8 protein-coding genes are annotated in these 16527 nt (G+C 42.7%); all 8 read left to right on the forward strand.

Annotated features, from left to right (window positions below; genetic code table 11):
- Positions 1-21 precede the first annotated feature (21 nt).
- Positions 22-660, forward strand: coding sequence for a LysE family translocator (locus tag ACPW7N_RS21855; protein ID WP_425653438.1), 639 nt, complete (start codon positions 22-24; stop codon positions 658-660).
- A 28-nt stretch (positions 661-688) separates the two neighbouring features.
- The gene (locus ACPW7N_RS21860) at positions 689-1399 is read left to right on the forward strand and encodes a B3/B4 domain-containing protein (protein ID WP_425653439.1); all 711 of its coding nucleotides are present in this window, start codon (positions 689-691) and stop codon (positions 1397-1399) included.
- Between the two features lie 240 nt (positions 1400-1639).
- Positions 1640-1963 carry a YciI family protein gene (locus ACPW7N_RS21865; protein ID WP_425653440.1) on the forward strand — a complete coding sequence of 108 codons (324 nt, stop codon included), beginning with the start codon at positions 1640-1642 and terminating at the stop codon, positions 1961-1963.
- Positions 1964-2784: 821 nt separating this feature from the next.
- Positions 2785-3480, forward strand: coding sequence for a 4'-phosphopantetheinyl transferase family protein (locus ACPW7N_RS21870; RefSeq protein WP_425653441.1), 696 nt, complete (start codon positions 2785-2787; stop codon positions 3478-3480).
- Positions 3481-3500: 20 nt separating this feature from the next.
- Positions 3501-4220: a thioesterase II family protein gene (locus ACPW7N_RS21875; protein WP_425653442.1), complete on the forward strand. Its 720-nt coding sequence runs from the start codon at positions 3501-3503 to the stop codon at positions 4218-4220.
- Between the two features lie 646 nt (positions 4221-4866).
- Positions 4867-6180 carry an MFS transporter gene (locus ACPW7N_RS21880; protein ID WP_425653443.1) on the forward strand — a complete coding sequence of 438 codons (1314 nt, stop codon included), beginning with the start codon at positions 4867-4869 and terminating at the stop codon, positions 6178-6180.
- Between the two features lie 50 nt (positions 6181-6230).
- On the forward strand, positions 6231-13934 hold the full coding sequence (locus ACPW7N_RS21885) for an amino acid adenylation domain-containing protein (protein ID WP_425653444.1): 7704 nt from the start codon (positions 6231-6233) through the stop codon (positions 13932-13934).
- A 31-nt stretch (positions 13935-13965) separates the two neighbouring features.
- Positions 13966-16527 (forward strand): non-ribosomal peptide synthetase (locus ACPW7N_RS21890; protein WP_425653445.1); only part of this gene is annotated, 2562 nt, incomplete at its 3' end.

The following is a 16527-nucleotide window of genomic DNA, read 5'->3' on the forward strand; positions in this document are numbered from 1 at the left end:
TACAACAAGGAGATGCATTTTATGAACTTTTCAACGATTTGGCTGTTTGTAATTGCTGCTGCTACATTGTTAATAATACCCGGACCAGCAGTGCTCTATATTATGGCAAGAAGTATCGATCAAGGAAAGAAAGCGGGCGTGATATCAGTTCTTGGTGTATCTCTTGGTGGTTCGGTTCACGTTTTAGCTGGAGCAATTGGAGTTTCTGCGATCCTTATGACATCTGCAATGGCTTTTAACATCGTTAAATACTTGGGTGCTGCTTATCTTATCTATCTAGGATATAAAACTCTATTTTCTTCATCTGTTAATTCAACTTCTGAAATTCCAAAATCCCCTCGAAAAAAATTAGGTAAGATTTTTTATGAATCAGCACTCGTAGAAGTTATGAATCCGAAGACAGCACTCTTTTTTTTAGCCTTCTTTCCGCAATTCATATCACCATCTGCTGGATCAGTCACAGTACAATTTTTGCTTTTAGGAACTATATTTATTATCCTGGCTTTTATTAGCGATGGTCTGTATGCAGTTCTTGCAGCAAGTATTAGAAAGAGAATGCTGGGTAGTAAAGGGAGTTCAAAGGTACAGAATCGGATAACTGGTTATTTATATATTGTTCTAGGGGTATTCTCCGCCTTTGCGAGCCCATCCAAAACATAAGAGTAAAATGAAATGGAGAGATATTTTTATGCCTAAATTTATCATTGAAGATGATTTTTGGTCGTTATTCCCTCATGCAAAAATAGGCACGGTTATTTGTCAGGGGATTAATAATTCAATAAGAGACGTTGAAATCTACGAGAAGCTGCTACGGGAGGCTGAGAAAGAAGCACATAAATTTTTAAGTCTGGAGGAATTTAGTAGCAATCCAGTCATATCCGTTTGGCGAGAAGCTTTTCAGAAATTCAAGACAAAGAAAGGGGCAAGGTGTTCCATTGAAGCTTTATTAAAAAGAGTGAAAAATGGCAATCATATTGGAACAATAAACCCGCTTGTTGACATCTATAATTCAATTTCATTATGTTATGGGCTTCCGTGTGGGGGAGAAGATATCGACACTTTTGTAGGCGATATTCGGCTAACGCAGGCAAATGGTAACGAACCATTTATCCCATTGGGAAATGATGAAAATGCATCTCCATCTGAAGGTGAAATTGTTTATAAAGATGATGACGGTGCAATTTGCAGATGCTGGAATTGGCGTGAAGCTCAGCGGACGATGCTAACAGAAAATACGAAAAATGCATTTCTCTGTATTGAATTAATAGATGAAAAAAGAAGTGATGAGTTTCATATGGCGCTTAAAGAATTGTCTGATTTAGTGTCACATCATCTTGGTGGTATTGTGAAGATTGAAGTATTAGATAGTAATAATAGGGAAATGACAATCTTTGGTTAAGGTCACACTGTGAGTCAATATGGACAAAAGAAGTTGTTAGATGAAAATAATTCATTAGACTGAAAATTATCAAGACCTAATTTAAGAAAAACCAAATAATTTAAAGCCTCAAACATATTGTATATATCTAATATGTTTGAGGCTTTATTTGTTATATTGGATCTTCATGCATGTTAATTGGATTTAGATGGAATATATGACATAATTAAAATACAAGCTAAGAATATGGAGGGAGCCGCAATGTCAGAAAACATCTCTAACAATTCGGGGAAAATGCACTTCATGTTATGGGCCACACCGCCGAGAACAACTTTTTCTCAGGACATGACCAACGAAGAACGGAACATCATGATGCAACACATCGCCTATTGGACGGACAAGCAGAATCAGGGGATTGCTCTGGTGTTCGGACCGGTTCTAAATCCGACATCTCCACATGGACTCGCAATCATTGAAGTTGAGAATGAAGCACAAGTCCCAAAACTCATCGCAGAAGACCCTGCTGTTATGGCAGGAATAATGACAACGGAATTTTACCCAATGTTGGCAACACTACCGAAATAACATCTTTATCGAGAATTCAACCAATACAACCTACGAATTGAATCTGAGGTAATACCAGGTCGCTTTGTCGAAAAGACGGGCGACTTTTTTCTTTATTTAAGTGGAGATGTTAACTTAAAAAACGAAAAGTTTATTTTTAAAAAGTCGATTAATGAAGGTACTGCAAGAAAAATGATAGCTGAATATATCGACTACAGTAACCATGAACGTTTCTAGAAAAAATTAGGCGATCTCTCCCTAGTAAAATATTGAGAATTCGCCACTTAATAAGTACTTATTCTTTTTATAACTGTCCACGTGAAGGGGCTATGACAAAGTAATTAGTAGCTCTAAAAATAAACATTGAGATAGGAGCGTTTAATGATAATCTATTTATAGCTTACATATTTGTAATATACTGTAATTTTAACACCGAAAGAGGGGATCTTACCTCAGAAACGCATTTGTTAGTCAGAAAAACTATCTTCTCCAGAGGGAAGAAATTTGGAGTCTAGCAGTAACATCATATTCTACAAAAAATTATCCCGCGTCTAATGAAAAAATTTATATCCAAAGGTGTTGTAATCTCAAGATAACAGGTAGTCTGCATGAAGTTGGAGACGCATTTTAGGAAGGGGGTTGCCAATTATCCTAAGTTTTGAGTAGTTATCTTCCTCTAAGTTGTAAACTAACATTTTCTAGCTCTATCATCATGACAAGAGTGAAGAGGAATCGTTCTACTTTGATAATATAGCTTTGCATATGATATATATTATTTTCTTAAAGTGATCTGTGCTTCTTTCAACAGAGAGTAAAAAATTCCATGATGAGGTATTAGAAATATGTTAGAAGTTTATGCCCTACAGGTTCCAAATGAAATGTCCCTTCAAACTTTTTCAAAGCTTTTGAGTTATGTTTCTGTTGATAAACAGTTACGCATTAAACGATTTAACACAAAAAAAGATGCCTATCGTACGCTTTTAGCAGATATACTTATCAGGTTAATCATTTCAGACAAGTACGAACTACCTTTTCAAGAAATAACATTTATGTACAACTCCCACGGGAAACCATTCCTTTCATTGGATAGGGGTCTTTCATTTAATATCTCACATTCAGGAAAATGGGTTGTCGCAATCGTTGGAAAAAGACATTTGGTTGGTATAGACATCGAGGAGATTAGACCAATTGAGATGGAAGTTGCCAGGCGGTTCTTTGCTCCTGAAGAATATTCAGATTTGAAAGAAAAGGATGAAAGGGAGCGCCTATTGTTCTTCTATGATCTGTGGACTTTAAAAGAAAGTTATGTAAAGGCAATTGGCCGTGGGCTTACCATACCGTTGGACTCGTTCGTAATACAGAGAAAGGATTTATTCGGACAATTTGTCATCCGCCAGAAACACTCACCCCACAACTTCTTCTTTCAGCAATATGACATCGACAAAGAGTACAAGCTATCTGCTTGTGCTACGACTGACACTTTTCCCGAGTCCATTAGTATATTGAATATTAGCGAGATGTATAATCGGTTACTATGAGAGTAAAAGGAGTGTAGGAAATGAGAAAATTAAAATTGTTTTGTATTCCACAGGCGGGGGGAACGGCTGCAGCCTATTTGAAGTGGAAACCTTACCTACACCCTTCTATTGAATTGGTTGGCGTTGAACTCGCTGGTAAGGGAAGAAGGTTTTCTCAACCACTTTATGAAAGTGTAGATGAGGCAGTTTATGATATTTTGTCCTCAATTCGGAAAGAAATTTCTGACTGCAGGTATGCAATATTCGGTCACAGCATGGGGGCGCTATTAGCGTTCGAACTATTACATGTACTGAAAACGGTAGGTTTAGATCTGCCGGTATGCACTTTTTTCTCTGGGAAAAATCCCCCACATCAAGCACCTTACAAATATCGGCACTTGCTAAACGACGAAGAATTTTGGTGCGAAATCAGGGAAATCGGAGGTACCCCAGAAGAGATATTTGTGAACTCCGAACTAAAGAAAATGTTTTCTCCGATCTTACGAAGGGACTTTAAACTGGTAGAAACGTATAAGTCATCTCCTGAGCGTGGTACGCTTGACTGCCCGTTTGTGGTAATGCACGGAAGTGGTGATAACCTCACTTCCACTAAAAAACAGGGGGAATGGGCGCAATACAGCAAATGCAAGACAACTATACACTGCTTCAACGGAGGGCACTTTTTTATCTTTGATAGTGCCGAAGATGTGGTGAATTTGGTGAATAAGTATTTGCTAAAATACGTTTCTCCGATTGTCTAAAATAGTATGGTTTTCTTTTAATACATCAAATATTTTTTTTGATTATCCACTCTCTCCTACACAATTCTAATACTTTTAAAAGCTTCTTCCGCTTAATTGGAATGAGATATTTTGTAAGTAAATATATTAAGAATCAAAAAAGTGATGATATCATTCATCACTTTTTTTGTTATATTTTACTGATTTTTTTGTTAATGCTGAAAACAAAAAGATTAGTTTGATATGTGGGTAAAGTGGAAAGATGGGAAACAGACATTTATGGAAGTTAAATATACGAAAGACCTCGACTCTGGTTTGAAAAGTGCATGCAGATCAATTAAACAAACTGGCGCACTTAATACTCACGAGAAAGGTATAACAATAACCAATCTTTCAAATCAGTTAGACATAAGATTACAGGAACTAGGAGACAATGGGTACCTAATAAACCATAACAGATGTGTTGAGGTGAGGTTTCAAAAACGGAGGGCAAACTTCAGAATTTGATTTATAAATTAGGTATCTAGACATCTTGGAAATTTAATAGGATAATAGAGATGAAAAAAGTAATAATTTGTAAAATTAGAAAGAAATAAGTAAAAATGATACAAAGTGTAATATTGTTATTTATTACAATATATCGTGACTATAATTACAGGGGGAATATATGGATTCAAAAGTGGATTATGTAACTATGAGAATCTCTGACAGAGAATATAAGACAACTGAACAGAAGAATATGATGCTTTTTCTTTTTGGCAGATTTGTGTCCTTGTTCGGCACCAGCGTTTACAATTTCGCTATCAGTTTCTATGTCCTGAAGGTAACTGGTTCAGGACTGAGTTTTGCTATCTCGCTAGCACTGGGAACCATTCCAAGCATCATTTGCGGGCCTGTATCTGCCGTGTTGACAGATAGAGTAAACAGAAAAAAAATGATTGTGTTCATGGATGGTATAAGCGGGATGATGGTTTTGGGATTACTTGCCACCGCCACTGTTGATCAGTTAAGCATTCCATACATATATATAACCACTGTTTTGTTATCCATTTGCCATACGTTTTTCGATACACCGATGGGAGCGTCAATTCCCAATCTGGTCAGCAGGGACTCTCTGCCCAAGATTAACTCCTGGAATGAAGCGGTAACCTCCATCACTAACATGGCTGGGCCGTTTTTGGGTGGACTCATCTTTGCGTTTGTTGATATTAAAGCATTCTTGCTCATTAATGCGGTCTCTTTTTTTATTTCAGGTATTTCCATGATGGGTATTGATTTCAACTTGAACAAGAGAAATGAGGCTAATGAAGAAGCGGCACAAAATATGACATTAAGTGCGAGCGATAGAGGTTTTGTTGCTGAATTGAGAAGCGGAATTCGTTACATTGTCAATGAAAAGTGGATGAAGGCTTTACTCTCCTTTTTTGTCTTTTTAAATTTTTTCATGACATTTGGAATGGCTGTGCCTATACCATATATCGTTAATGAAGTTCTTAGACTATCCACGGTTCAATTTGGAATCATAGAAGCTATGTTTCCGTTTGGGGTTTTGGTTGGATCTATTATTTTTTCTGTCTCAAAAGGAAATATAAGTAATTTTAGGAAAATGATTCAAAGTTTTGTGGTTATTGATATCGGGGTTTTACTTCTGGGGATTGTAACCTGTACCTCTTTGTTTACTTTAGGAAATGCCGCATATTTTGCGATTATTGCTTTTCTGTTTTTCATAGTCTCGGCCGCTGTTCCGTTCATTATGATACCGGTGAACATCATGTTGCAAAGCCGGGTTCCTGATGAAATGAGAGGCAAAGTTTTGGGATTGCTGGGGACTATCGCAACGTTATTGATTCCGTTGGCAAGTATTTTGTCAGGTACTTTATTGGACTCTATTCCAGCCTATATGTTGCCTGTTTTTTCAGCTCTGATCCTTTTTGTATTGACTTTCTTTATGTATAGAAGCGAGGAGCTTAGAAAAATATAGCTATTCGTCCAATCCAAATGCCAATAGAAGATCAACCAGGAGGAAGATTTATGTTAGTAAAAAAATTTGAGGAACAGGTATGCAAATCTCCCCATCACCATGCCATAGAAACAGATCAAAAGATTTATACATATGACCGTTTGAATAGAGAGGTTAATAAAATAGCACGAACTCTGCTCAAAAATCACAGGAATACAGATCTTTCCCGTGAAAAAGCGGCTCTGTTATTCGAGCATGGTGCGGAAATGATCGTAGGAATGCTGGCTGCGCTGAAAGCGGATTTGATCTATGTTCCGATTGACCCTGGATATCCGGAAAAAAGAGCAGAATTCATCATAGACCATGCAGAAGCAAAAACGATCATTACCAATAACCTGAATATGGACTTGGCCCTTCGGTTAAGAGGCAGCGTGGATTCAGCCATTCAAATCATCAATATAGACGACATGGATGAACATGTAGATGAATCGAACGTGTCCATTCCTGCCAGAAAAGAAGAGATTGCCTATATCTTGTATACTTCAGGCTCAACGGGACAGCCAAAGGGAGTCATGCAAAACCATAACAATATCCTCCATTTTATCAATTGTTATGGTAAAGAATTATCGATTACCGAGAATGATCGATTGACACTTTTTTCTTCTTATTGCCATGATGCCGCGGTAATGGACATTTACAGCGCCCTTCTTAGCGGGGCTACACTCTTGCCAAAAGATATAAGAAAGCAGGACAGCTTGGAGTCTCTTGTCGAGTGGATCAAGGAGAAGGACATCTCGATCTGGCATTCGGTGCCGACGTTATACAGACATTTTATGAATTCCTTAAAAAGCGCGATTGAATCTCGCAAGCTTCGTCTGGTTGTGCTGGGAGGAGAGGCCGTCCTTTCATACGATGTGGAAGGTTTTCAGAACAAATTCCCGCACGCCGTCATGTACAATCTGTACGGACAGACGGAATCCTCTTACAATTCCGGATTGTTTATTACACATGAGACGGTCGTAGACAAAATTACGCTAGGTGGCGTGGTTGATCATACCGAACTGCTTGTCGTTGATGAACAAGGGAAAATGGTAGAGGTAATGGGAGAAGGAGAAATTGTTGTCGTCGGAAAGGGCGTTTCTCTTGGTTATTGGAAGGACGAGGAAAGAACGAAGGCTGTTTTTTTACAGCACGCCGACAACAGGAGAATGTATCGTACCGGCGATTTAGGCCGTTTGCTGCCAGATGGAAAAATCGAATTCATGGGAAGAAAAGATTTTCAGGTAAAGATAAGCGGCTTCAGAGTTGAGCTGGAAGAGATCGAAAGCACTCTTTTTCATCACGAATCGGTAAAAGAGGCTGTCGTTTTAGCCTTCATGGACAACAAGGCTGAAACGTGCCTGAGAGCCTATTTTGTCAGTGATCGAGAAGTTTCAGACAGAGAATGGCGATCCTGTCTGTCAAAGAGTTTGCCGCATTATATGATTCCTGCATCCTTTTCCAGAATAGATTCCATCCCGAAAACCTCAACGGGGAAAACGGATCGCAAAGCACTGATGGAGCTTGTCCAACAGACAGATTCAAGGGAAGAGTACATAGCACCACAAAATGAGACGGAAGAAAAATTGGCCCGAATCTGGAGCCGTGTGTTTGGGATTGAGAGGATAGGGATAAGAGACAACTTCTTTCATTTGGGTGGCAATTCTTTGGCCGGGCTGAGAATAGCGGCCGAAATATACATCACGTTTCTGAGAAAGATCGCCGTTTCCGAGATTTTTAACAGACCGTGCATCGAAGAATTGGCCGCATGGCTAAATGAATCTTCATTTGAAAGAACATCGGATATGCCATTTACCGAAATCGAGTGTATGGAGGCACAGGAATATTATCCAACTTCCTATGTTCAAAAAAGATTGTATGCAATCCAGCAGGGAGATAGAGAGAATACCAGTTATAACGAATTGAAAATCTGCTCCATCAAAGGAGAGTTGGATAAGGAAAGACTTGAGAAGGCTTTTGGACAGTTACAAGAGCGGCATGAAGCGTTGCGTACAAGTTTTCACGTTGTGGCAGATGAGATCGTTCAAAAAATTCATGAACAAGGGAATGCAGCGTTTTCCTATCACAAATGCGATGAGAGTTTCAACGATAGGATGGAAGAGCTTGATGAATTGATCAAAGATACGATTCGTCCTTTTGACCTAAGCGAAGCAGGTTTGCTAAGGGCACATCTAATGGAATGGAATGACGCATCTCTGCTGATATTGGAAATTCATCATATCATAGCGGACGGTTTCTCTACGTCCATCCTCTTAAAAGAGCTGTTTGATTTATATGAAGGAAAGCAGCTGCCTGACGTGAAGGTACAATATAAGGACTTTGCAAACTGGCAAAACCGTTTGTTCAACAAAGGGGTTCTCAAAGAGCAGGAAGCGTATTGGCTGGATCAAATGAAAGACGAAGTCCCTGTATTGAATCTGCAGACAGACCATCCGAGACCCTCTACACAACACGTTGCAGGGAAAACTGTTTTTTTTGAACTGAATGAACGTCTTGCAGAAAAGATCAATCATCTTCTCAAAAGCACCGGTACGACATCATACATGCTTTTATCAGCCGCTTTAAACATATTATTGGCCAAGTATAGCGGGCAGGAAGACATTATTATCGGAACTCCGGTGCTGGGTAGAACACATCCAGACCTGGAGCAAACGGTGGGAATGTTTGTAAATACGCTCGCTATAAGGAATACGCTTGGTGCAGGGAAAACGTGTAGAGAATTTTTGCTCGAAGTAAAAAAACAATCTTTGCGAGCTTTTGAGAACCAGGATTACGATTTTGGCAGATTGATTGAAAAACTGGGAGCATACGCAAGTCCGAACAGAAACCCGCTGTTTGACGTAATGTTTTCCGTGCAAAGGTTTGACATTGGCTTGATAGATAACAACAGCAAGCTGGAAGTAACAGAGTATCCGGTGCAACGGAATACTGCGAAATTTGATCTGGCCCTTATCATGAGCGACGAAAATGAAAGATTGCAGGGCTTTATAGAGTACAAGACGGGATTGTTTGAAAAGCAAACAATAGAGCGTTTGATCGAGCATTTTGAACTTATCTTGGAAGCGGTAACGAAGGATATGGACGTTTTCCTTCAGGATATCGAAATTGTCACTGAGGCGGAAAAAGAACAGATCATCCATCACTTCAACGATACCAAACAGGACTATCCCGCTCATAGGACGATGAAGGAAATATTTGAGGAAGAGGCTGCCTTCGCTCAAGAAAACATCGCTGTCGTATCCAACGGGGTGGAGCTTGGCTACAGGGAGTTAAACGAAAGAGCCAATCAGCTTGCCCGCGTGCTGCGAGCGAAGGGAATCACCAGAGACAGCATCGTAGCCATTCTCTGCGATAAAAGCATAGAGACGATTATCGCCATGGTTGCGGTAATCAAAGCGGGCGGAGCGTATTTGCCCATCGATGAGGAGTATCCGGAAGCGAGAATCAGATATTTGCTGGAGGACAGCGGAAGCAGGATACTCATCGGAAAAGAGAATCAGGCGAAACGATTGAATCTGGAAGAAACCGGAGTCATGTTCATCGATGTGGCAGGTCGGGAAGCTTCGCAGGAGAGCAAGAAAAATTTGAGTGAAATCAACCAGCCGACAGACCTGGCTTATGTGATTTACACCTCGGGCACCACCGGAAATCCTAAAGGGGTGTGTGTGGAACAGAAATCCCTGATCAAGATCGTGAAGAATGCCGGTTACATTGACATCAAAGAAGGGGATAAGCTGCTGCAATCCGGCTCTCTCTCCTTCGATGCCTCGGTGCAGCAAATCTGGCTGGCGCTGTTGAACGGGATTCCGCTGCATATGGAAAACAAGGAATTGATGCTGGATCTTGAGCGAATCGAAGAGTACATTCACAAGCATCAGATTACCCATATCATCTTCCCGACCACCTTGTTCAATCAGATTTGCCAAGAGCGAATCGAGACGTTCCAAAATATCCGCTACGTCATCGCCGGGGGGGACATCATTTCGAGCAAACAGGTTAGCAGACTGGTGAAGAAATACAAAGATATCACCGTCGTCAACGGATACGGCCCTACGGAAAATACGGTCATCTCCACTGCCTACATGATTGCTGGAGAGTGGGATGAAGACAAGTCCGTGCCAATCGGAAAGCCAGTAAGCAACTCGACCGCCTACATCATGGACAAGCATCACAAGCTGTTGCCTGTCGGCGTTCCCGGAGAGCTTTGTGTCGGGGGAGACGGCGTTGCCAGAGGATACCTGAATCGGCCAGAGCTGGCCGAAGAGAAGTTTGTCCTCAATCCGTATGTACCAGGAGAGAGAATCTACAAAACGGGGGACTTGGCAAGATGGCTGCCGGACGGAAATCTGGAGTTCCTCGGCAGAATGGACCAGCAGGTGAAAATCAGGGGCTATCGCATCGAGCTGGGAGAGATCGAGAAACAACTGACGAAGCATTCGCAGGTGAAGGAAGCTGTTGTCATCGACAGAAAAGACGAGTCAGGCGCGAGCTACCTGTGCGGTTATCTGGTGGGAGATGGAGAACTCTCCGTAGCAGAGGTAAAAGAGCATCTGCATCGGGAATTGCCGGATTACATGGTGCCTGCTTATCTGGTTACGCTGGAAAAGCTGCCGCTTACTCCCAATGGAAAAATCGACAAGAGAGCGTTGCCAGAGCCGGACAAGTCCCAGACAGAAAGGGAAATCGTTGCTCCGCGAAATAACGTGGAACGAGCGATTGCCAGCGTCTGGTGTGAGGTGCTGGGACTCAAACAGGTGGGTATCGAGCAGAGCTTCTTTGACATCGGCGGAGACTCGATCAAGTCGATCCAGATCGTCTCCCGTCTGAGAAGGCACAGTGTCAAGCTGGAAGTAAAGGATATCATGCAATATAAAACGATTGCCGAAATCGCCAGACATATCAAGCAGACAGAAACCGTCGCTTCGCAGGACGTGGTGGAAGGGCCAGTCGTGCTTACCCCGATCATCAGGCAGTTTGCAGAGGCTGTGGACAAGCAGGTCTTCAGCCATTTCAACCAATCCATGATGCTCTACGCCAAAGAAGGCTTCGAGGAACAGCATGTGCGCGCGGTCTTGGAAAAGCTCGTAATTCACCATGACGCGCTGCGGATGAGGCTCTCCTATGACGGAGGAGTCAGCGGATTCAACAAGGGAATCAATACCAAGCTGTTTGAATGCAAGGTCGTGTCGCTATCCTGTGAACAAGAAATAGAGCAAGAGGCCAATGTACTGCAATCATCCATGGATGTGGAAGCAGGCCCCCTTGTCAAGGCGGGATTGTTCAAGACAAACGAAGGAGACCACCTGCTGCTCATCATCCATCACCTGGTGGTAGACGGGGTGTCCTGGAGAATCCTTCTGGAAGATTTCATGTACGGTTATCAGGCAGCCAGGGAAGGAAAGCCGATCCAGTTGCCGGAGAAGACCACCTCCTTCCAGGAATGGGCGAAAAAGCAGTACGAATATGCAAACAGCAGCAAAATGGAAAAAGAAAAAGCCTATTGGAGAAAGCTGGCCGAGGAGCCCCTGGATCAGATCCCGAGGGATGGGGAGACTTCGAAAGCGGTCTGGAAGGATATGGTGAAAAGAACCATTACCCTGGACCGGGAAACGACAGCGAAGCTGCTGAAAGAAACGAACAGGGCTTACAACACAGAGATCAATGATATCTTGCTATCCGCGCTGGGCTTGGCAGCCAGAGAGTGGTGCGGAGCAGAGAAAATAGCGATTGCCCTCGAAGGACACGGCAGAGAAGAGATCGTGGATGGCGTGGATACGACAAGGACAGTGGGCTGGTTTACAAGCTGCTATCCGGTGATCCTGGAGATGAAAGACCAGGAGATCGGCATGGTGATCAAGCGAACCAAAGAATACCTGCGGAAGGTTCCAAACAAAGGGATTGGCTATGGAATGCTGACGCAGTTGACCGATAGAAACAGTGCTGACCTCAAGATCAAGGCAGACATCAGCTTCAACTATCTGGGACAGTTTGACCAGGATGTAAATAGTGAATGGATTACGTATTCAGAGCTGGCTAGAGGAAGCGAGATACACCCAGCCTTCTCGTTCGACGAAAGCATTCAAATGAACTCGTTGGTGGACAGAGGAGAGTTTAAAGCGAAGATTGATTTTAATAGAAATGAATTTTCGAGCGAAAGAATAGAAGCCTTTGCCCAGCTATTCAAAGACAAACTTATGGAAGTTATCGCCTGTTGCACCTGGAAAGAGAAGACCGAGTATACCCCGACAGACTATGGTATTAATGATTACTCGCTCGAAGATGTACAGGAAATACAAAAATATGTAAGCGAGAATATCGATGAAAAAGCTGTCATCCAAAAGATCAACAGGCTTACACCGATGCAGGAAGGAATATTGTTTACCTATCTAAATAACAGGCAAACGACAGCCTATGTCATACAAATTCCGTTTGTTGTCGAAGGGACAATCGATTTGGATATCTTGGAGAGGTCATATGATGTCCTGCTGAATCGATACGACGTGCTTCGAACAATCATTTTCGATCATTGGAGGCACCCTGCTCAGATTGTGCTTAATCAGAAAAAAGCGAGCATCGTTTATGAAGACTACTCCAGCCTCCCGTTCAAAGAAGAAGCTTACGCCAACTATAAAACGCAGCAGATATCTTCAGGCTTTGATCTTGAAAAGGATATTCTCTTCAAAATCAATGTAGTGAAAATGGGATCAAATGATTTTAGATTGCTGATAACCGTTCACCATATCATCTTGGACGGATGGTCGATCGCAATCGTAATTAATGAACTGCTTTTCATCTACCGAGCGCTCGATCAGGGTAATGCAGTTCATCTGAACGAAGTATTTGAATACGACACGTATATAAGATGGCTTTCCGAGCAAGATCAAGACGAAGGAATGAACTACTGGAGAGAATATCTTGCAGATTATCAGCAGACCATTACCCTGCCTCAAAAGAAGAGCGAGAGCGAGGACTACAAGGACGGCATTCAATCGGTGAAGCTTGACAGGATCGCAACCGAAAAATTATTGGAAGTTGCAAAGCGAAACCAGGTGACGCTCAATACCATTTGTCAGGTTGCATGGGGGTTGTTGCTGCAAAAGTATTCAAACAGCAATGATGTCGTATTTGGAACCGTAGTCTCCGGAAGACCTGCAGAGATGCATGGCATTGAAAGAATCGTGGGAATCTTTATTAATACTGTGCCTGTAAGAATTCAGAATACAGAAAATCTGACGGTTAAAGAGTTGATTCAGAAAGTGCAGAATCAGAGCAATACAGGAAAAAAATATGAATATTTGCCGCTTGCCGAAATCCAAAAATTAAGCACGCTGAAACAGGATTTGGTGCAAATTCTTACCGTTTTTGAAAACTATCCGGTAGATACGGCAAATCCTGAACAGGCAGACGGTTCCCGTTTTCGGATGAAAAAAGAGAGCTCGAGAGAACAGACGAATTATGACCTGAATATTGCTTTCACACTCGAAAACGAACTGATGCTTGACCTGATGTACAACGAAAATGTGCATGAAGCGACATTTATTGAAAAGATCGCTAATCAACTGATTCTGATTTTTGAAAACATCCTGGCAAACGAAGATGAGAAGGTAACGAATATTGAGATGATTCGGGACGAAGACAAAGAGCGAATGAAATCGGAAATCAACAAAAAGAAACAACATTTAGAGAAATGCAATGATCTTGAGTTCAGCTTTTAGCCTACGGTTTTACCATTACTAGGAGGTAACAATGAAGTATAGTCTCTATGAGCTTCATTCGTTGGAGGAATTGAAGGAATCCAAACATTTCTGGATGCAAAAGGTAGCAGAGGCATCATACGATCAAGTGCTTCTGGATGACAATAGCAATCCGTCCCCCTTTCAAAAAGCGGTGATTCGAACAGATTTGAACAGACAGCTTAGCGAAAGAATAGGGAAAATTAGCGGCAATGTTGATTTGTTGACTTACATCATCATGATGTCAGCCTTTCAAATGCAAGTGTACCGATTGATTCATAAAAATTTCTTCATCAACATACCTGCTTATGAGGAAAGCAACGAGGAATCGACGGAGCCTGCCGACAATCTCTATCTTCCTTACAAAACATTGCTGAATGACGAGATGAGTGTAAAAGAAATCATTGGGAACTGCAAAAAGGAGCTTATTGAAGTCTATAAGCATCAGTTTTATCCAATGCAGCATGTTTTTGCGGAAGCCGGGATGGAAGAGACGGACAGGCCGCTCGGACAATTCAGCTTTAGCATGAAAGGCTTGCATCAACCCCAAGACATTCAGCAGTTAATGGAGGCATACAAAGACCAGATTCACATTTGTATCGAACGCAGCGAACAGACGATTTCTCTGGAAGTAACCTATAACAGCAATCGATTCGGCAAACATACGATCAATAGCTTTCTGAATTGCTACGTGCAGGTATTGGAGCATGCCATGAGCAATGTCAATGCCGCAATATCTGACATCGATCTGGTGACGGCTGAAGAAACGGTGCAAATTTTGGATCACTTCAACGATACCAAACAAGACTATCCCGCTATTAGGACGATGAAGGAAATATTTGAGGAAGAGGCTGCCTTCGCTCAAGAAAACATCGCTGTCGTATCCAACGGGGTGGAGCTTGGCTACAGGGAGTTAAACGAAAGAGCCAATCAGCTTGCCCGCGTGCTGCGAGCGAAGGGAATTACCAGAGACAGCATCGTAGCCATTCTCTGCGATAAAAGCGTAGAGACGATTATCGCCATGGTCGCAGTTATCAAAGCGGGCGGAGCGTATTTGCCCATCGATGAGGAGTATCCGGAAGCGAGAATCAGATATTTGCTGGAGGACAGCGGAAGCAGGATACTCATCGGAAAAGAGAATCAGGCGAAACGATTGAATCTGGAAGAAACCGGAGTCATGTTCATCGATGTGGCAGGTCGGGAAGCTTCGCAGGAGAGCAAGAAAAATTTGAGTGAAATCAACCAGCCGACAGACCTGGCTTATGTGATTTACACCTCGGGCACCACCGGAAAACCTAAAGGGGTGTGTGTGGAACAGAAATCCCTGATCAAGATCGTGAAGAATGCCGGTTACATTGACATCAAAGAAGGGGATAAGCTGCTGCAATCCGGCTCTCTCTCCTTCGATGCCTCGGTGCAGCAAATCTGGCTGGCGCTGTTGAACGGGATTCCGCTGCATATGGAAAAAAAGGAATTGATGCTGGATCTTGAGCGAATCGAAGAGTACATTCACAAGCATCAGATTACCCATATCATCTTCCCGACCACCTTGTTCAATCAGATTTGCCAAGAGCGAATCGAGACGTTCCAAAATATCCGCTACGTCATCGCCGGAGGAGACGTCATTTCGAGCAAACAGGTAAGCAGACTGGTGAAGAAATACAAAGATATCACCGTCGTCAACGGATACGGCCCTACGGAAAATACGGTCATCTCCACTGCCTACATGATTGCTGGAGAGTGGGATGAGGACAAGTCCGTGCCAATCGGAAAGCCAGTAAGCAACTCGACCGCCTACATCATGGACAAGCATCACAAGCTGTTGCCTGTCGGCGTTCCCGGAGAGCTTTGTGTCGGGGGAGATGGCGTTGCCAGAGGATACCTGAATCGGCCAGAGCTGGCCGAAGAGAAGTTTGTCCTCAATCCGTATGTACCAGGAGAGAGAATCTACAAAACGGGGGACTTGGCAAGATGGCTGCCGGACGGAAATCTGGAGTTCCTCGGCAGAATGGACCAGCAGGTAAAAATCCGGGGCTATCGCATCGAGCTGGGAGAGATCGAGAAACAACTGACGAAGCATCCGCAGGTGAAGGAAGCTGTTGTCATCGACAGAAAAGACGAGTCAGGTGCGAGCTACCTGTGCGGATATCTGGTAGGAGATGGAGAACTCTCCGTAGCAGAGGTAAAAGAGCATCTGCACAGGGAATTGCCGGATTACATGGTGCCTGCTTATCTGATAACACTGGAAAAGCTGCCGCTTACCCCCAATGGAAAAATCGACAAAAAAGCACTGCCAGAGCCAGATGTTTCCCAATCAGAAAGGGAAATCGTTGCTCCGCGAAATGACGTGGAACGAGCGATTGCCAGCGTCTGGTGTGAGGTGCTGGGACTCAAGCAAGTGGGCATCGAGCAGAGCTTCTTTGACATCGGCGGAGACTCGATCAAGTCGATCCAGATCGTCTCCCGTCTGAGAAGGCACGGCGTCAAGCTGGAAGTAAAGGATATCATGCAATATAAAACGATTGCCGAAATCGCCAGACATATCAAGCAGACAGAAACCGTCGCTTCGCAGGAC

Source organism: Brevibacillus nigriterrae (genome assembly GCF_049846925.1).
Classification (GTDB): Bacteria; Bacillota; Bacilli; order Brevibacillales; family Brevibacillaceae; genus Brevibacillus_H.